This is a genomic window from Arenibacter flavimaris (assembly GCF_030291335.1).
Lineage (GTDB): Bacteria > Bacteroidota > Bacteroidia > Flavobacteriales > Flavobacteriaceae > Arenibacter.
In genome coordinates, this window is the sequence record NZ_JASWIM010000025.1 from 39673 (window position 1) to 56707 (window position 17035).

19 protein-coding genes and 2 tRNA genes are annotated in these 17035 nt (G+C 39.0%); 13 read left to right on the top strand and 8 right to left on the bottom strand.

Annotation, left to right across the window (positions count from 1 at the left end):
* The first annotated feature begins 24 nt into the window (after nucleotides 1-24).
* Nucleotides 25-594: a porin family protein gene (locus tag QSE00_RS17250; RefSeq protein ID WP_286106928.1), complete on the top strand. Its 570-nt coding sequence runs from the start codon at nucleotides 25-27 to the stop codon at nucleotides 592-594.
* Nucleotides 595-823: 229 nt separating this feature from the next.
* Here the strand turns inward: QSE00_RS17250 and QSE00_RS17255 are convergent, their stop codons facing one another.
* Nucleotides 824-1750, bottom strand: coding sequence for an FKBP-type peptidyl-prolyl cis-trans isomerase (locus QSE00_RS17255; RefSeq protein ID WP_286106892.1), 927 nt, complete (start codon nucleotides 1748-1750; stop codon nucleotides 824-826).
* A gap of 229 nt (nucleotides 1751-1979) precedes the next feature.
* On the opposite strand from QSE00_RS17255, the gene QSE00_RS17260 reads away from it, so the two are divergent.
* The 4 genes from QSE00_RS17260 to QSE00_RS17275 all read left to right on the top strand — a co-directional run bounded on the left by QSE00_RS17260 (nucleotide 1980) and on the right by QSE00_RS17275 (nucleotide 4261).
* A complete protein-coding gene (locus tag QSE00_RS17260; protein ID WP_286106893.1) occupies nucleotides 1980-2741 on the top strand; it encodes a hypothetical protein in 762 nt (253 codons plus the stop codon).
* A gap of 65 nt (nucleotides 2742-2806) precedes the next feature.
* The gene (locus QSE00_RS17265; RefSeq protein WP_286106894.1) at nucleotides 2807-3181 is read left to right on the top strand and encodes an RNA-binding S4 domain-containing protein; all 375 of its coding nucleotides are present in this window, start codon (nucleotides 2807-2809) and stop codon (nucleotides 3179-3181) included.
* Nucleotides 3165-3752, top strand: a complete 588-nt coding sequence (locus QSE00_RS17270) for a methyltransferase (protein WP_286106895.1) — start codon at nucleotides 3165-3167, stop codon at nucleotides 3750-3752. The genes QSE00_RS17265 and QSE00_RS17270 overlap by 17 nt, the downstream gene beginning before the upstream one ends.
* An 8-nt stretch (nucleotides 3753-3760) precedes the next feature.
* Nucleotides 3761-4261, top strand: a complete 501-nt coding sequence (locus QSE00_RS17275; protein WP_110358160.1) for a phosphoribosyltransferase family protein — start codon at nucleotides 3761-3763, stop codon at nucleotides 4259-4261.
* Here QSE00_RS17275 and QSE00_RS17280 read toward each other — a convergent pair.
* A complete protein-coding gene (locus QSE00_RS17280; RefSeq protein ID WP_286106896.1) occupies nucleotides 4250-4765 on the bottom strand; it encodes a shikimate kinase in 516 nt (171 codons plus the stop codon). The two genes, QSE00_RS17275 and QSE00_RS17280, sit on opposite strands and share 12 nt — an antisense overlap.
* A gap of 137 nt (nucleotides 4766-4902) precedes the next feature.
* Here QSE00_RS17280 and QSE00_RS17285 point away from each other — a divergent pair.
* The 5 genes from QSE00_RS17285 (at nucleotide 4903) to QSE00_RS17305 (ending at nucleotide 8287) form a co-directional block, all read left to right on the top strand.
* Nucleotides 4903-4975: transfer RNA gene (locus QSE00_RS17285), tRNA-Lys, on the top strand.
* Nucleotides 4976-5085: 110 nt separating this feature from the next.
* A tRNA-Leu gene (locus tag QSE00_RS17290) sits at nucleotides 5086-5172 on the top strand.
* Between the two features lie 348 nt (nucleotides 5173-5520).
* Nucleotides 5521-6984, top strand: a complete 1464-nt coding sequence (locus QSE00_RS17295) for a phytoene desaturase family protein (RefSeq protein WP_286106897.1) — start codon at nucleotides 5521-5523, stop codon at nucleotides 6982-6984.
* A 3-nt stretch (nucleotides 6985-6987) separates the two neighbouring features.
* Nucleotides 6988-7827 carry a phytoene/squalene synthase family protein gene (locus QSE00_RS17300; protein WP_286106898.1) on the top strand — a complete coding sequence of 280 codons (840 nt, stop codon included), beginning with the start codon at nucleotides 6988-6990 and terminating at the stop codon, nucleotides 7825-7827.
* A gap of 1 nt (nucleotide 7828) precedes the next feature.
* Complete coding sequence (locus QSE00_RS17305) at nucleotides 7829-8287, top strand: sterol desaturase family protein (RefSeq protein ID WP_110358117.1); 459 nt, start codon at nucleotides 7829-7831, stop codon at nucleotides 8285-8287.
* A 15-nt stretch (nucleotides 8288-8302) separates the two neighbouring features.
* Here QSE00_RS17305 and QSE00_RS17310 read toward each other — a convergent pair whose 3' ends face one another.
* The 6 genes from QSE00_RS17310 to QSE00_RS17335 all read right to left on the bottom strand — a co-directional run bounded on the left by QSE00_RS17310 (nucleotide 8303) and on the right by QSE00_RS17335 (nucleotide 15265).
* On the bottom strand, nucleotides 8303-8863 hold the full coding sequence (locus QSE00_RS17310; RefSeq protein WP_286106899.1) for a TlpA family protein disulfide reductase: 561 nt from the start codon (nucleotides 8861-8863) through the stop codon (nucleotides 8303-8305).
* Between the two features lie 7 nt (nucleotides 8864-8870).
* A complete protein-coding gene (locus QSE00_RS17315; protein ID WP_286106901.1) occupies nucleotides 8871-9431 on the bottom strand; it encodes a TlpA family protein disulfide reductase in 561 nt (186 codons plus the stop codon).
* Between the two features lie 77 nt (nucleotides 9432-9508).
* The gene (locus QSE00_RS17320; RefSeq protein ID WP_110358120.1) at nucleotides 9509-11776 is read right to left on the bottom strand and encodes an aconitate hydratase; all 2268 of its coding nucleotides are present in this window, start codon (nucleotides 11774-11776) and stop codon (nucleotides 9509-9511) included.
* 202 nt (nucleotides 11777-11978) lie between these two features.
* Nucleotides 11979-12932 carry an AAA family ATPase gene (locus QSE00_RS17325; protein WP_110358121.1) on the bottom strand — a complete coding sequence of 318 codons (954 nt, stop codon included), beginning with the start codon at nucleotides 12930-12932 and terminating at the stop codon, nucleotides 11979-11981.
* 4 nt (nucleotides 12933-12936) lie between these two features.
* Nucleotides 12937-14388, bottom strand: coding sequence for a peptidylprolyl isomerase (locus QSE00_RS17330; RefSeq protein WP_286106902.1), 1452 nt, complete (start codon nucleotides 14386-14388; stop codon nucleotides 12937-12939).
* A complete protein-coding gene (locus QSE00_RS17335; protein WP_286106903.1) occupies nucleotides 14372-15265 on the bottom strand; it encodes a peptidyl-prolyl cis-trans isomerase in 894 nt (297 codons plus the stop codon). The genes QSE00_RS17330 and QSE00_RS17335 overlap by 17 nt, the downstream gene beginning before the upstream one ends.
* A 117-nt stretch (nucleotides 15266-15382) precedes the next feature.
* Here QSE00_RS17335 and QSE00_RS17340 point away from each other — a divergent pair, with 117 nt between their 5' ends.
* The 3 genes from QSE00_RS17340 to QSE00_RS17350 are packed head-to-tail and all read left to right on the top strand — an operon-like array spanning nucleotide 15383 to nucleotide 17027.
* Nucleotides 15383-15631 carry a hypothetical protein gene (locus QSE00_RS17340; RefSeq protein WP_110358123.1) on the top strand — a complete coding sequence of 83 codons (249 nt, stop codon included), beginning with the start codon at nucleotides 15383-15385 and terminating at the stop codon, nucleotides 15629-15631.
* Nucleotides 15632-15653: 22 nt separating this feature from the next.
* The gene (locus tag QSE00_RS17345; RefSeq protein ID WP_286106904.1) at nucleotides 15654-16802 is read left to right on the top strand and encodes a serine hydrolase; all 1149 of its coding nucleotides are present in this window, start codon (nucleotides 15654-15656) and stop codon (nucleotides 16800-16802) included.
* A 39-nt stretch (nucleotides 16803-16841) separates the two neighbouring features.
* The gene (locus tag QSE00_RS17350; protein WP_286106905.1) at nucleotides 16842-17027 is read left to right on the top strand and encodes a hypothetical protein; all 186 of its coding nucleotides are present in this window, start codon (nucleotides 16842-16844) and stop codon (nucleotides 17025-17027) included.
* The last annotated feature ends 8 nt before the right edge of the window (nucleotides 17028-17035 follow it).

The following is a 17035-nucleotide window of genomic DNA, read 5'->3' on the forward strand; positions in this document are numbered from 1 at the left end:
CTAATTTTAAAAGAACACATTATGATGAAGAAAACAGTTTTATTAGCAGTTATTGCCCTAATGGGCATTGGTGTACATGCTCAAAAAGGTCCGGGATTCGGCATTAAAGGCGGCCTAAACTATGGCGCCAATGGGGATTATTTTGAATCTGCCGGGGATGCGTACAAAGATCCCAAGAGCAATGTAGGCTTCCACCTTGGGGTTTTTGGAAAAATTGGTGACCAAATTTATCTTAGACCCGAATTGGTATACACCAAAACAAAATCGGACTATGAAAACAATAGTCTGGACATGAGCAAATTGGATCTTCCGGTGCTATTGGGTATCAATATCATTGGGCCCCTGAACGTTTTTGCAGGACCCTCATTTCAGTATATTCTGGACACGGATTATGACGGTATCACCATTGACGATGTTGAAAACGACTTTACCGTTGGCCTCAATATTGGCGCAGGGGTTTCTTTTGGCAATTTTGGGTTGGACCTAAGATACGAGAGGGGTTTTAGCGAAAATGAGATTACATTTATAAATATCAATGATAGAGTAGACACCAGGCCGGATCAATTGATCTTGAGTGCTTCCTTGAAACTTTAAAAAATAGCACAATACTAAAAATGCCCTGCGATTGCAGGGCATTTTTTATTATACCTACCTCACCCGGAACTACAAAAAAAGCAGTTCCGACCCTGCCTACCGGCAAAGGCAGGCTCTCCAAAGGAGAGGTAAACCCGTCCGGCACGGCACGGGCGGATTAAAAACCCTGCCTGCATGAGACATTGTCGTCCAAGGGATTTTTAATCAATTACTTATTATCTTTTTATCTTTATCTATCCTTGTCCAAGTAATCGGGAACACCATCGTTATTGGCATCTCCCAATTCGTCTTTGGTAAGGATACCGTCCCCATCATCATCGGTGTCCAAAAAATTCGGAGTAGCTTGTGCCCTATCTTTAATCTCTTGGGCACTGTCGGTATTATCATCAAATAAATAACCATTGTTGTTCAAGTCCTCCATATATGAGGGGATACCATCCCCATCATGATCTGTTTGATTAACGGCAAATATATCTATTTTAAACAGCAAAGGACTATAAGCAGGGATATTGGGTTTTGAAGCATTATAATAGCCCAATCCGGATGGAAAAACAACCAAGCCTATCCCATAACCTTCTACTGAAAAGGTACCATCCTCATTAATAATAGGTTCTCCGCCAGCCTTTAAGTTAGAAGCCCCTTCTCCAAACCCCCTTGCTCCGATTGCTTGAATATTAGCCAAGTCGAACCAGGTTGGGATTTTCTCCACTGCATCAAATGTTGTCCCGTCCAACAACGAGCCCTCATATCTTACATATACAGAATCCACCACATTCACTACTTCCCCTTCTCCTTCCCTTACCACCAAATAATAGTAGGTATGATCTACCATTCCTTCCGCTTCGGATCCAAATCTATTGGCAGGTACAGACACTTTTTGAGGGGTCATTTGGCTCATAAGCGGCTCCTTATCCGCATTCTCTCCCGCAATGGTATCTATTTTAATTTTATAATCAAAATCCTCCGTAGGGGTTTCAAATTCCTCATAATTATAGAAATGGGTCTCCAAGAATTTTTTAATATTGGCCTCATCTTCGGGCAATACCTCTTCCAGGTCCTTGGGCGGTACTACCACAATGTCATCACCATCATCTTTCTTACAAGACCAGATAACCACAAAAATTAAAGCAGGTAAAAGAATTCTCTTTATAGTCATTGATTTCTTATTTAGAGGGCGCAAGATACAATTTTCAGCTATTCTAGCAGAAGGCGTTAACAAAGATTTTTATTTATTTAGTTGAATCTCCAAATACTCATAAACTACAAATGACTTTTACAATTACTAAACAGAAAACAAAAATAATTGAAAGAAAAATATTTTAAATTAAAACGATAATTCTTACTTATAATATTTTATATTTGAATTATAACAAAACAAAAACGATATGAAAAAAATTATCTTAATCAACACCATTGTTCTACTCTCTTTAATTTCATGCACCAAAGATGGCAATCAAAACTATTTAGATGATTCCAACAACGCTTTACAACAAGAAGAAACATCGATCACTTACTTGTTCGGAAGCGAAGAAATTATAGTCAATTATACAATCGAAAACGATTCTCTCGTAGTTATTCCTAGTGAGTCATCCAAAAAAATTGAATCCATTTATGAAGATTTTCCGGAACTAATCCCATACATAAATAGTAATGATAGAATCACTTTATTTAAAAATGAAAATGATTTGTCCAATTTTATAGATAAATCCAAAAGCAAGATAAATAGTAATTTATCCCAAAAAAATCCAACATTAAGCACGTCATTATTAATCTATATTGATAAGAACTATATTAAACCAATAGAATGGGCTAAAATTTTCTACGGAGGAGATTATTCAAAACCAAATTTCCCTAATGGCACAAATGAAGAACGCCTAAAAGAACTAGGCGACAACTTACTTTGGCAGTATTTATGCTATTCCCCTTATGTTTGTAACTACCAGCAACCCATAAATGCAAATGACAGAATTTCAAGTCTTAAAGTAAGTGGTGCAATTTTTAGATTTTATGAAGACCGAGATTATAAAGGAAAATCATTTCTAGTTGATGCATCTACAGAGCCACAAAGCATTTCAAGCCTAAGCACACTGAGGTTAAACTGGCGGCATAGCTGGAATGATAAAATAAGCTCCATAAAGGCTTACTAAAACTATCTGTATATTTTTAAATTATAAATGTCTTAATTTTGTTAATTAAGACATTTATTTTTTTTATGCGAATTGACAAATACCTTTGGAGCACCCGCTATTTCAAAACACGAAACATAGCTACGGAGGCCTGTAAAAAGGGACATATAAGAATTAACGAACAAGTGGTAAAACCCTCAAGGGAAGTGTATCCCTTGGATAAAGTGGTGGTAAGGAAAGACCAGATAAATTATGAATTTACCGTACTTGATGTTCCCGAAAGTCGGGTAGGTGCCAAGTTAGTGGACATCTACCGAAAGGACACCACTCCCAAAGAAGCCTTTGAACACAACGAGCTATTACAGTTCTCCAAAGACTATTATCGAAAAAAAGGAACTGGAAGGCCTACCAAAAAGGATAGAAGGGACATAGATGGCTATTTGGATGAAGAAGCTGAATAAGGATTTCTGGGAAAAAAAGTATCAGCTAGGGGAAATGGGGTGGGACATTGGCCACATTTCAACGCCACTGAAAGAATACATTGACCAATTAAAGGATAAAAATTTAAAGATCCTAATACCCGGTGCCGGCAATGCATATGAATTGCTTTATCTTTTGGAAAAGGGTTTTACCAATGTTTTTGTTATCGACATTGCCAAACAGCCATTGGAAAATATAAAAAACAGAATTTCGGATTTCCCCAGGAACCAGCTCTTGGAAGGGAATTTCTTTGATCTGGAATTGGACAATTTTGACCTAATCCTGGAACAGACTTTTTTCTGCGCACTAGATCCAAGCCTTAGAATGGAATATGTTCTAAAAATGAAACAACTGTTAAAACCTAATGGCAAACTGGCAGGGCTGCTATTTAATTTCCCTTTAACGGAATCCGGACCGCCTTTTGGGGGTAGCCTATCCGAATATAAAAGCCTTTTTCAAGAACATTTTCAAATTAAGATCTTGGAAACCGCATACAATTCCATAAAACCGAGAGCGGATAAGGAACTCTTTTTTATATTTGAATCTAAATAAACATGACTATGTCCAATAGAATTTTATCCCACGAGCAAATCCAACATAAAATAAAACGGATTGCTTACCAGATTTATGAGACCAACGTTGACGAACCCGAAATTATTATTGCCGGGATAGAAGGAGGGGGATTAAATTTTGCCAAAAAGATTCAGGCCGTGCTACAGAAGATTACAGGAGCCAACATTATTTTGTGCAAAGTGATCATGGACAAGTCCAACCCTTTGGCCAGTGGGGTCAAGACTTCCATCCCTGAATCGGAATACACCAACAAATCGGTTGTCTTGGTAGACGACGTGCTTAATTCAGGGACAACTTTAATATATGGAGTGCATCATTTTTTACGAGTGCCGTTAAAACAACTTAAAACGGCCGTATTGGTAAACAGGAACCATAAGAAATATCCGGTAAAAGCAGATTACAAAGGGATATCCTTGTCCACATCGCTCCAAGAACACATCAATGTAGAATTCAAGGCCAAAAACGATTCTGTGTATCTAAGCGAGTAGTTCTTGTATTTCTGCAACCAAGGTCTCAGGATCCTTATTGTCACATTCCACTATATGTGTAGCCTTTAGATAGTAGTTATTTCTTTCAAATAAATGTTTGCCTATAAATTCGGGCAAGTCCGTATCCGCTATATTTTTGATCAAGGGACGATGTTCTTTTTCCTTTATCAACCTTTCAACGAGTCCCGAAATGGAAATTTTTAAGTAGAAAACATAGTCCGCCTTGTCCAACATAGCCTCCATATTTCCAGAATAACAAGGTGTTCCACCACCGGTAGATAGTATAAAGTTGTTGTTTTGGGACAAAACATCCATTAAATATTCATGTTCCTTTTTCCGAAAAAAAATTTCGCCCTGTCCTTTAAAGATGTTTGCAATAGAATTTCCCTGTCTTTCCTCAAAGATTTCATCCAGGTCTAAAAAACTAATTTTCAAATTCTTAGCCAACAATTTGCCTATGGTAGACTTACCACTACCCATATATCCTACCAATACTATTTTCACCTCCTTTTTTTTTTGTAAAAATGGTCTAATTTAATGGTAATTCAAAAAAAAATAAAAAATTCTCAAAAAGGCCTTGCAAAACAAACAAATGATATTATATTTGCACCCGCAAACAGCAATAGTCTGCAACACATTTTGACCTGGTAGCTCAGTTGGTAGAGCATCTCCCTTTTAAGGAGAGGGTCCTGGGTTCGAGCCCCAGCCCGGTCACAAAAAAGTTAAGTCACGTACTTAACTTTTTTTGTTTAAAATAGTTTCGAATTACTTAAATTTAGGGACTATTTAAGAATACTTAATAGTACCTTAACAAGACTTTTAGAGCCCACGTGGTGAAATTGGTAGACACGCCACCTTGAGGGGGTGGTGTTCGCAAGGACGTGCTAGTTCGAATCTAGTCGTGGGCACCAAAAACCGTTGACTTCTTAAATGAGGTTGGCGGTTTTTTTTATTCCCACACCCTATTTCCTGATCAAGAACAAGGATCAAGAACATTTTGGATCAAGTACAATTTCTGGGTATTTGGATATTTATGCAAATAATTGAGTTAACCTAAATAGGAAGAATTCTGTATTTCTAACGTCTCTGAATTGCGCCCTGATGCCTTGAAATTCGCGCTTGGTCAAACATATATCGTATAAGGAAATGATTGCAAGCCATCAATTACAAAATTTGCGCTACATATTCGGAAAATAAGCCTTATTTTCATAATCGGACGTTTAGCAAAATTGAAGTGCCGAAATTATATATAAATACCTATGGGCAAAAGTGTTATCATCATTGGATCTGGGTTTGCATCCCTTTCTGCATCCTGCTATTTGGCAAAACAGGGCTTTGATGTATCCATCTATGAGAAAAACAAAACTGTTGGAGGTAGGGCAAGGCAATTTATACGTGACGGTTTCACATTCGATATGGGGCCGAGCTGGTACTGGATGCCAGATATATTTGAAAGCTTTTTCAATGATTTTGGAAAAAGTCCATCGGATTTTTATCAACTGGACAAACTAGATCCTGCATATAATATTTTCTTTTCAGACGATGTGATGACCATAGGGGATAGTATGGATAAAATTTGCAGAGAATTTGAACGAATAGAAAAGGGAAGTGCGGAACCTTTGCGAAAATTCATTAAAAAAGCCCAGGACAATTACGAAATTGCGATTCACAAAATAGTACTTCGCCCAGGCCTTTCCCCTATGGAATTGATCACTAAAGATACCATAGTACGTCTGGACCAGTTCTTTAAATCTATAAGTAAAGAGGTCCGCAAACGTTTTAAAAATCCAAAACTAATTGCTACCCTGGAATTTCCAGTGCTGTTCTTAGGGGCGAAACCCAACAAAACCCCATCCTTTTATAGTTTTATGAATTTTGCCGATTTTGGACTGGGCACTTGGCATCCCAAAGGTGGAATGTACCAAGTAATTAAGGCTATGGAGCTTTTGTCCAAGGAACTGGGAGTCAAAATCTACACCGATCAAACGGTAACCAAGATTGAAGTAACCAGGAGTAAGGCCACAGGCATTAAAGTTAACGGCAACACCATTAAGGCAGATATTGTACTAAGTGGTGCCGATTATCACCATTCAGAAACACTGTTGGACCAGCAATATCGCCAATACTCGGAGGCCTATTGGAGCAAAAAGACCTTTGCCCCATCTTCCTTGTTGTTTTATGTGGGCTTTGATAAAAAACTGCAAAATGTATCCCACCATAACCTATTTTTCGACACCAGCTTTGAGCAACACGCCAAAGAAATATATGACAGCCCCAAATGGCCCGAAGCACCCCTCTTCTACGCCAACTTTCCATCCATTACCGATGCCAGCATGGCTCCAAAAGGTTGTGAAACGGGCTTTTTCTTAATTCCAATAGCCCCAGGTCTGGAAGATACCCTGGATCTCCGAAATAAGTATTTTGAAATTATTTTAAACAGGTTTCAAAAACTTACCGGACAAAAAGTAGAAAATAGCATGCTGTTTAAGGAAGACTTTTGTGTAAATGACTTTATAGATCAGTACAATTCCTATAAGGGAAATGCCTATGGCATGGCCAATACCCTTTTGCAAACCGCTTTTCTTAGGCCCAAACTGCACAGTAAAAAAGTGAACAATCTATTTTTTACCGGGCAGCTTACCGTACCTGGTCCCGGTGTACCGCCAGCCTTAATTTCCGGAAAACTGGTTTCCGAACTTATTGTTGAACATCAAAAAAAATAATTTATGAAGTCAATTTTTGATGCCGTTTCCCTAGATTGCAGTAAGCTCGTTACACAACATTATAGCACCTCCTTTTCCTTAGCCACTAAAATGTTGGCTACTTCCATTAGAGGGGATATATACAACATATACGGCTTCGTCCGATTTGCCGATGAAATTGTGGACAGTTTCCATGAATATGATAAGTTGTATCTATTGAATAAATTTGAGAAGGATTTAAATGATGCCCTTGAACAAAGAATAAGCCTTAATCCCATTTTAAACTCCTTTCAACATACGTTCCACAAATATGACATCCCCTTGCATTTGATAACCTCATTCCTAAAAAGTATGCGGATGGATTTAGAGAAAAGGATTCGTCTTACGGATAGCCAATATCAGGAATATATTTATGGCTCCGCCGATGCAGTTGGCTTAATGTGCCTAAGGGTATTTGTAAAGGGCAACAAAGCAGAGTACGAAAAACTTAAACCCTCCGCCATGGCTTTGGGGTCTGCTTTTCAAAAAGTAAACTTTTTAAGGGATTTAAAAACCGATTTTGAAGTTTTGAACAGGACCTATTTCCCGAACACCGATCTCCACAATATGACCGAAGATGCCAAAAACAAAATTGTCAATGAAATAAAAGCTGATTTCAAGTTGGGTTATTCTGGAATAATCCGCTTGCCCAAGGAAGCGAAATTTGGTGTTTTTACGGCATATCGATATTATTTTAAGCTATTGAAAAAACTGGAGGACACGCCATCATCGAAGATCATGTCTTCCAGAATACGGGTTTCCAACCTACGTAAATTTAGATTATTGGCTAAATCGTATATTGACTATAAATTTAAACTGGTTTAGAATGAAAATGTTGATTTGGATCTTAATTTTCTTTGCTACTTTTTCCTTTATGGAATTTATGGCCTGGTTTACCCATAAATATATAATGCATGGATTCCTGTGGTCGTTGCACAGGGACCACCATAAAAAGGATCATGATTCATGGTTCGAAAGAAACGATGCCTTTTTTTTGTTCTACGCAGGGGTCAGTATGACTTTCTTTTGGCTGGGCTCCCAAACCGATTTTTGGTACGGATGGCCCTTAGGTTTTGGAATATTGGCTTATGGCGCCGCTTACTTCTTGGTGCATGATATTTTTATACACCAAAGGTTTAAATTCTTTAGAAATGCAAATAATTGGTATGCCAAAGGGGTGAGGAGGGCACACAAAATGCATCATAAACACTTGGGAAAAGAGGATGGGGAATGTTTTGGAATGTTAATGGTACCCTTTAAATATTTCCAGAAAAAAGATAAATAGAACCAACCCCTATTACTACCGGCCCAACAGCCCATCTAAAAGCATCCTTGTTTCACTACTGTTCCAATCGGCAGCGCCTGTCTTTGCCACCACAATTCTTCCACCCCTATCAATGATGTAAGTAGATGGAATGCTTTTAGAGAAAAGCTGTTTTGGAGTGGTGGAATTCTCATAATAAACAGGCAATTCATAATTTCCTTTTTTCAAGAACTTTTCCACCCTTTTCTGTTGATCTTGAGCTACAAACATAAAAATTACCTTATCGCCATAATCCCTATATAAGTTTTGTAGCGATGGCATTTCCGCCACACATGGAGGACACCAAGAAGCCCAGAAATTGATCATTACTACCTCGCCTTTTACTTGCTCAAAATTAAAATCGCTATTCTCCAAATCCTGTAATTTCCAGTGATAGTCCGTTATAAGTTGTTGTTCACGTGCTTCAACTGGTGTAGGATTGAATGCCAAAATGCGGTTGACGTATACTTTTATATAAAAACCTACTGGAGTAAAAAGGAGTACAAGTACAGCCAGAATAAGCACACCGTTAAAAATCCATTTCCTATTGGGAACCATATAGCATCTATTTAGCAATAAGATCGTCCAGAATGGCCTTTACCTTATCATTGTCCCAATCCGCTACCCCTTCCTTGCTAATCACAATCCTTCCCTTCTTATCCAGCAAATAGGACCGTGGTGGCTTGGAACCATCCACTGGCATGGGATCGCCCACTATGGAATAGGTCACCGGAAAGGTAAAACCATGATCTGCCATAAATTTCTCTACCGGCTCCCTTTCCTCATTGGTAATGATATAAAAATCAATCTTTCCCTTATAATCGTCATATAGTTTTTGTATACTCTCCACTTCGGCTTCACTCGGAATATTCCATGACCTCCAAAAATTGATAAAGACAACACGACCTTTGGATTTCTTAAAATTGAAAAAATTCCAATTGGCATCCTTTAGTTTCCAATCGTAATCCTTGATCTGTCCCCTATTTATTTCTTTAGTCACTTCTGGCGAAAAGGAGAACCATTTATTTAACAACACCTTACTATAATCCCCTAAAGGGGTCACAAAAAAAGATAAAATCAAAGCCATTACAGCGATGTTCAAAACAGTTTTTTTTCGAATTTTCATTTAATTTATCCTTTTGTCAAAACTAAAAAACTCCTGATGAATATCAGGAGTTTTTACAAAGTATTTACAACACAATTTTAAGCTGCGTTCTCCCTCTTTATCACGTTAAGGGCAGAGCCTTCATTAAACCATTCAATCTGCGATTGATTGTAGGTATGGTTCAATTTTATTGTGTCCTTAGAACCATCTTTATGTACCACTTCCAAGGTAATTTGTTTTTCTGGTGCAAAATCCTTTATATCTACAAAGTTGAAGGTGTCATCCTCTTGAATTAAGTCATAATCACTTTCATTGGCAAAGGTTAGCCCCAACATTCCCTGCTTCTTAAGGTTGGTTTCATGGATACGGGCAAAAGACTTCACGATTACCACTGCAACGCCGAGATGTCTTGGCTGCATTGCGGCATGTTCACGAGAAGATCCTTCTCCGTAGTTATGATCTCCCACAACCACTGTTTTTATCCCAGCCGCCTTGTAAGCCCGTTGGGCATCAGGAACACCACCATATTCTCCCGTTAATTGATTCTTAACGAAATTTGTTTTTTTATTAAAGGCATTTACTGCCCCAATTAAGGTGTTATTGGCAATATTATCCAAATGACCTCTAAAACGCAACCAAGGACCAGCCATGGAAATATGGTCTGTAGTACACTTACCAAATGCCTTGATCAATAGTTTAGCGCCTTGAAGACTTTCTGGTTTTATAGGAGTAAAGGGTTCCAACAATTGCAAACGTTCTGATTTGGGATCTACCTTTACCTGAACCCCTGTACCATCTTCCATGGGTGCCAAATAACCTGCATCTTCCACTTCAAATCCTTTTGGGGGCAATTCAATCCCCAAGGGTTCGTCCAACTTAACTTCTTGGCCATCTTCATTGATGAGGGTATCGTTCATTGGATCAAAATCCAAACGACCTGAAATAGCTATGGCCGCCACCATTTCCGGGGAACCTACAAAGGCGTGGGTATTTGGATTTCCATCCGCCCTTTTGGAAAAGTTACGGTTAAAGGAATGTACTATGGTATTCTTCTCATCGCCTTTTAGATCACTACGGTCCCATTGCCCTATACATGGTCCACATGCATTTGTAAATACAGTGGCCCCTAAATTTTCGAATATCTGCAACAAACCATCCCGTTCCGCCGTAAATCTAATTTGCTCGGACCCTGGGTTGATTCCAAAATCGGATTTTGGCTTTATCTTTTTATCAACAGCTTGTTGAGCAATGGAGGCAGCCCTGGTCAAATCCTCATATGAAGAATTGGTACAAGACCCTATAAGTCCCCAATCCACTTTTAAAGGCCATCCATTCGCTTTGGCCTTTTCTCCCAACTGCCCTACCGGAGTAGCTAAATCAGGGGTGAACGGACCATTCAGATGTGGTTTAAGTGTGTTCAAATCTATTTCAATAATTTCATCGAAATATTTTTCAGGATTGGCATATACCTCTGGATCAGCCGTAAGGTAATCCTTGACCGCATTTGCCGCATCCGCCACATCGTTTCTATCCGTGGCCCTTAAATATCTTTCCATGGAGGCATCATATCCAAATGTAGAAGTGGTGGCCCCAACTTCAGCCCCCATGTTACATATGGTACCTTTACCGGTACATGACAAATTTTTTGCCCCTTCTCCAAAATATTCTATAATAGCTCCTGTACCTCCCTTTACGGTAAGTATACCTGCTACTTTAAGAATAACATCCTTGGCAGATGTCCAGCCAGAGATATTACCCGTTAACTTTACTCCTATCAATTTTGGAAACTTAAGCTCCCAAGCCATTCCGGCCATCACATCCACGGCATCTGCGCCACCAACACCTATGGCTACCATTCCAAGACCCCCGGCGTTAACGGTATGGGAGTCCGTCCCTATCATCATTCCTCCCGGAAAGGCGTAGTTTTCAAGAACTACTTGGTGAATTATACCTGCACCGGGCTTCCAAAAACCTATTCCGTACTTATTGGATACGGATTCCAAAAAATTAAAGACTTCGGCACTGGAAGTATTGGCCACTTTTAAATCGGCCACCGCACCACTTTTTGCCTGTATAAGGTGATCACAATGTACGGTGGTAGGAACTGCCACTTTTGGCTTTCCGGCTTGCATAAATTGCAATAACGCCATTTGGGCTGTAGCATCTTGACAGGCAATTCGATCCGGTGCAAAATCAACATAGTCCTTACCTCTTCTAAACGCTTTGTCAGGATTGCCTTCCCACAAGTGGGAATACAAAATTTTCTCTGAAAGGGTTAAGGGTTTGCCAACAATTTCACGTGCCTTATCAACACGTTCAGACATGTTGGCATACACCTTTTTAATCATATCAATATCGAATGCCATTATCTATAAAATTTTAGTTTAAGTTATTCTTCAAAATTAAGAAAATACCTTACGTTTATAAAACTTTTAAACCAAGAATACCCCAAGAATACGCCAAATTTATGTAATTGTAAAAAAGAATGCACTAATTGGAATGGAAATGCAATAAATTACAGTTTTTCAATACCATGAAAAGTAGTACTTCCTTGCCTATGAGGTTTGGCTATAAAAGCTTGAGGATAATATGCTCTACAGAAATTCCTTCGGCCTCCGCCTTGTAATTTTTTATTATACGGTGCCTTAGGATACCCAGGGACACTGCTTTTACATCTTCGATATCCGGAGAATATTTACCGTGTACGGCGGCATGGGCCTTGGCTCCCAATATCAAATTCTGGGAAGCTCGGGGACCTGCTCCCCAATCTACGAATTGCTTTACAAATTCCGAGGCATTGTCCTGGTTTGGCCTTGTACTGTTCACTAGCTTCACGGCATATTCCACCACGTTGTCAGGTACTGGAATTCTACGGACCAAATGCTGAATATCCATTATTTCCCCTGGGGTAAATAAGGGGACAATTATTTGCTTATTATCCGATGTGGTTTCCTTTACTACCTTAATTTCCTCCTCAATGGAAGGATATTTTAATTCTATGGCGAACATAAAACGGTCCAATTGTGCTTCGGGCAAAGGATAAGTTCCTTCTTGCTCAATTGGATTCTGCGTTGCCAAAACATAATATGGCAGATCCAATTTATATTGATTACCAGCTATGGTCACCGCTCTTTCCTGCATGGCTTCCAACAATGCCGCTTGGGTCTTGGGAGGGGTCCGGTTTATTTCGTCGGCCAAAATTATATTCGAAAAAATTGGTCCCTTAATGAACTTGAAATTTCTATTTTGATCCAACACCTCACTCCCTAGTATGTCACTCGGCATCAGATCTGGGGTAAATTGAATCCTTTTAAAGCCCAATCCCAAAGCAGAGGCAATTGTATTTACCATGAGGGTCTTGGCCAAACCGGGAACTCCGATAAGTAAAGAGTGCCCTCCTGTATATACAGAAAGTAGTATTTGATCTACCACTTCCTCCTGCCCAATAATAATTTTGGCTATTTCTTGTTTTAGAACCTTATTTTTTTCAACTAGAGCCTTAATTGCCGCTACGTCTGACATGCATTTATTCCTTTACCCAATTATTTGCAAAATCACATTCTTTATTCGCGGAATTAACACTCACATAGGTATCTTCAATATGTTCGTCCATCCATTTTTTAATGGCATTGTACTGCTTTTCCCTAAGTGCCAATTCCTGGATCTTTATATAATCCTTTGCAAAATCGGCAACATGCTCATCATAACGATTGGTGATTTTCATAATCTTGTACTTGGGAGCACCTCCCCTAGGATCATTTTCCAAGATGGGCATGGAAATTTCATTGTCCTTAATATCCCTCACCTGGTTATAGAGCGATGGTTCCATTTTGGTAAGCTCAAAACGGGAACTATAATCCTGTGGGTTTCTCAATAGTCCCCCATCAAACTTGGTTTCCTTTTCATCGGAAAAGTTCAGAGCTGCAGCTGCAAAGCTAAATTTACCGTCCAGCACCCCCTGCCTAATACTATCCAATTCATTTTTCGCCTTATCCAATTCTTTTTGGGAAACTTCCGGCATCATAATTATATGACGCACATCTCTTTCCTGACCTCTAATTTTTTCAACAAACACAATGTGGTATCCAAACATTGTTTCAAAAGGTTCCGAAATTTCCCCTTCCCTTAAACTAAATACTACATCTTTAAACTCCTTAACATATCCCGACTCTTTGGTGATACTTCCCAAAAGTCCACCACTGGACTTTGACGGTCCTTGGGAGTAGAGAATTGCCTTTACACTAAAACTGGCATCGTTCTCCATAATATCTGCCCTAATTTCATTTAGTTTATCTATAACCTTTTGCTTTTCTTCTTCGGATGCCTTGGGTTGTTTTACAATCTGGGCTATTTCCAACTCTGCACCGAAGATCGGTCTCTCATCTACCGGGATCTTATTAAAGAACTGTCTTACCTCCTCCGGGGTAATCTCTATTTCCGAAACAATCTTGTTCTGCATTTTTTCGGAAAGCATTCTCAACTTGTTAATCTTGTACAGTTCTTCACGAAAACTGATCTCATCATCCTTTTTATAATAGTTTAATACTTTCTCCATAGAACCAATTTGGGAAACCAATTGTTGCAATTGTCGATCCCCTTGGGCATTTACCTCATCATCCGAAACCAATATACTGTCTTGTACAGCCTGATGCGCGTACAGACGATCCTCCATTAGCTTACCTAAAAGGCTACATCTTGTTACATCGGCAGTGGAAGCCCCCTGGCTCTTTAGATCTATCAAAGTTTTTTCAATATCCGATTCCAGGATTACATAATCCCCTACCACAGCAGCTATCCCGTCCAACTTAATTCTTTTAAAATTGTTGACAGTATCGTTCTTGGAAACCATTGATTCCTCTACCTTCACCTCTTGCGGTTCTACCTGGGTGTCCGGCATACCTTCCGATTCCTGTGCACTTATTATCCCTGTCAAAAATAAAATAGAAAGGGAAAAACCTGTTTTAATTACCTTGTTCATAAACTTCAAATTCTTTTTCTTTAATAGCTTCATCCATTACCTCTACCTCCAATTTTTTCATATAATCCAACTTCCTTCTATTTAAAAGCAGTTGTTTAATGGTAGGTTCAATATAAGTAAGGGGAGCAATATCGTTGATATCCAACATATCGTTTACCTTCACCAAATATACCCCTAAAGAGTCCTGTAATTCAAAAAATTGTGATTTTTTTAAGTACTTGTCCTGATTTTCAGTAGTTAAGGGAGTAATCTCTTCCATTACCCGAAAAACATTTACCCAAATAGAATCGTTAAAATTCACTTTTCTAAATTGCACACTTATAGAATCCAAATAGCGTTTATCGGACTCCTTAAAATCCTTTAACTTCTTAGCAACCACATCCTTGTCCAAGAATTGCGTGGGCAATTCCACAAACCGTAACTGTATTATCCGTTCCTTAAGCTTAAAATTTTCCTTTTCGCGTTCGTAGAACTCGGTGAGTTGGTTACGGGTTATAGCCGTATCGTGCGATTGTAGCACCAGTGCCTCCTTATAGGCACCCGTGTACAAATCCGTTCTATAATTGGATACCAATTGCTCAAAATGCTCCAGCTTCTCCTCGGGTAGATTTATTTTGGACTTGGAAAGCAACAGCTGCTTATAAGCCCAATTGTTAATATAGTTGTTCACCAAAGAGGTACTGTCCGCTTTGGACATATTGGTCAAAAGCAACTCTTTTAGGTCTTCCTTGTACAAATATGTATCCCCTACCCTGGCCACAGGAATTTTGTCTTCCTTCTTATTAAAAAGCGAATCACAGGATATAAAAGTGCATAACAATACTACACTTACTAAAAACACTGATACTTTTTCCAGCTTTAATTGACAAAAATCCATTCCGCAAATTTAGCAATTAAGCAGCATTATGCAAGTCCTCATTTCCCAATAAAATCCTCCAGCATTTATCGGAAGGTTTACTGCTATTATTATTGCTTTTATCATTAATTTTATTCCATGACGGATAGACAAATAAAACTCATTTGGGATTTTAGGGGTGAAGCGGCCCAAAAAACAGCAAAACATCATGAAATACATCTTAAAGAATATGTGTTGACCCAAAATATGACCTTGAACATTACGGGAAGTGCAGACATTACCAATATGCACTCCATAGCATTTCTAGTGGTAAACGAATCCCAGATGATTGCCGTCAGGGACGCCTTAAGGCCTCATCGCGGTGAAGTCTATACTCCAATAGACTAGCTTAAATCCATATAAAGAACCCATGGGCAGTAGATTCTTAATTTTCATTTTCCCAATAACGACCCTATTTTTCTCATGTACCCACCATACTGAGGATCCTGACCTATTAAAAATAGCCCTGGCCTCCAACAATTCCAAAATAAGAAAGGTTATGGATAGCTTGGACCAATATGAGCTGCAAGCAAGATATACCCGAATTGACAGGAACAGGGACAGTATAATTTTTACTGATTTCAATTTTCAGGTTAACGACAGCAACTACTTCTACCCGGCAAGCACGGTTAAAACCCTAACCGCCATACTTGCCCTAGAAAAACTGAATGAAATGGATTCCTTGGACCGCTACACCCGGTTTTATGTGGAAGGTGATTCCATTGAAACAACATTTGCCAACGAAATTATCAAGATTTTTGCCGTAAGTGACAATGAAGCCAATAATCGACTTTTCGAATTTTTGGGACAGGACCGAATAAACATGAGTTTAAAGGACAAGGGTATTGCACCGGTGAGAATCTCCCATCGACTTTCAACGGAGAATGCTTTTGAGGTTACTACAAAACCACTTATTGTCTTCCTAAACGACACTACACTAAGCTGGTTAAAACCGAGCGTAAACAAACCTGCTGTTCCCTTGGCCCTGAACAGGATAAAAAAAGGTACGGCCCATTATGAAGAAAATACCCTAATTAAGGAACCCTTCGATTTTAACTTAAAAAATTATTTTCCAATTAGTGCCCAGAACGAGGTTTTAAAAAGGATAGTTTTCCCGGAGCAATTCCCGAAAAGTGAGCGATTCAACCTTAGCCCCGACCAACATAGTTTTCTCATGAAGGCCATGAGTGACCCTCCTAGAGATTTGGGGTACGATGACATGGATTATTACGACGGCTATTGCAAGTTTTTTATGTTTGGAGATACCAGGGATACCATACCAGAATATCTCAAAATATACAATAAAGTAGGCAATGCCTATGGCACAGTGACGGATTGTGCCTATATATGGGACCGTAAAAATAATGTGGAATTTATACTTACTGCCACTCTTTTGGCCAATAAAAATAAAATCTTTAACGATAACTCCTATGAATACGAAGATATAGCACTTCCGTTTTTGGCTCAATTGGGCAGAGAGATCTATCATCTGGAAATAGCAAGAAAACAACGACAATGACAGCCTTAAATTTTGCCCCCCCCTTTACAAAAAACCAATATGGAAAAAATCTATTGGGCCTGGTTTACAGCTGAAGGGATTACGTCTTGGTTTTTGAGCAAGGCCACTTATATATCACCTGATGGCCGTACCAAGACAGCACAAGAGATGATTGCCGAAGGGGACAGCTATATCCGGGAATGGCATAATAAATGGCCTACAAAACCAAGCTTGCGCGGGATCTGAATTTGTAA

Coding starts and splice junctions, on each gene's coding strand:
- QSE00_RS17310 (WP_286106899.1), bottom strand. CDS start 8,863: ATGGTTCCCAATAGGAAATGGATTTTTAACGGTGTGCTTATTCTGGCT.
- QSE00_RS17340 (WP_110358123.1), top strand. CDS start 15,383: ATGACGGATAGACAAATAAAACTCATTTGGGATTTTAGGGGTGAAGCG.
- QSE00_RS17275 (WP_110358160.1), top strand. CDS start 3,761: ATGTCCAATAGAATTTTATCCCACGAGCAAATCCAACATAAAATAAAA.
- QSE00_RS17350 (WP_286106905.1), top strand. CDS start 16,842: ATGGAAAAAATCTATTGGGCCTGGTTTACAGCTGAAGGGATTACGTCT.
- QSE00_RS17250 (WP_286106928.1), top strand. CDS start 25: ATGAAGAAAACAGTTTTATTAGCAGTTATTGCCCTAATGGGCATTGGT.
- QSE00_RS17295 (WP_286106897.1), top strand. CDS start 5,521: ATGGGCAAAAGTGTTATCATCATTGGATCTGGGTTTGCATCCCTTTCT.
- QSE00_RS17335 (WP_286106903.1), bottom strand. CDS start 15,265: ATGGATTTTTGTCAATTAAAGCTGGAAAAAGTATCAGTGTTTTTAGTA.
- QSE00_RS17270 (WP_286106895.1), top strand. CDS start 3,165: ATGAAGAAGCTGAATAAGGATTTCTGGGAAAAAAAGTATCAGCTAGGG.
- QSE00_RS17255 (WP_286106892.1), bottom strand. CDS start 1,750: ATGACTATAAAGAGAATTCTTTTACCTGCTTTAATTTTTGTGGTTATC.
- QSE00_RS17300 (WP_286106898.1), top strand. CDS start 6,988: ATGAAGTCAATTTTTGATGCCGTTTCCCTAGATTGCAGTAAGCTCGTT.
- QSE00_RS17305 (WP_110358117.1), top strand. CDS start 7,829: ATGAAAATGTTGATTTGGATCTTAATTTTCTTTGCTACTTTTTCCTTT.
- QSE00_RS17315 (WP_286106901.1), bottom strand. CDS start 9,431: ATGAAAATTCGAAAAAAAACTGTTTTGAACATCGCTGTAATGGCTTTG.
- QSE00_RS17265 (WP_286106894.1), top strand. CDS start 2,807: ATGCGAATTGACAAATACCTTTGGAGCACCCGCTATTTCAAAACACGA.
- QSE00_RS17320 (WP_110358120.1), bottom strand. CDS start 11,776: ATGGCATTCGATATTGATATGATTAAAAAGGTGTATGCCAACATGTCT.
- QSE00_RS17330 (WP_286106902.1), bottom strand. CDS start 14,388: ATGAACAAGGTAATTAAAACAGGTTTTTCCCTTTCTATTTTATTTTTG.
- QSE00_RS17345 (WP_286106904.1), top strand. CDS start 15,654: ATGGGCAGTAGATTCTTAATTTTCATTTTCCCAATAACGACCCTATTT.
- QSE00_RS17260 (WP_286106893.1), top strand. CDS start 1,980: ATGAAAAAAATTATCTTAATCAACACCATTGTTCTACTCTCTTTAATT.
- QSE00_RS17325 (WP_110358121.1), bottom strand. CDS start 12,932: ATGTCAGACGTAGCGGCAATTAAGGCTCTAGTTGAAAAAAATAAGGTT.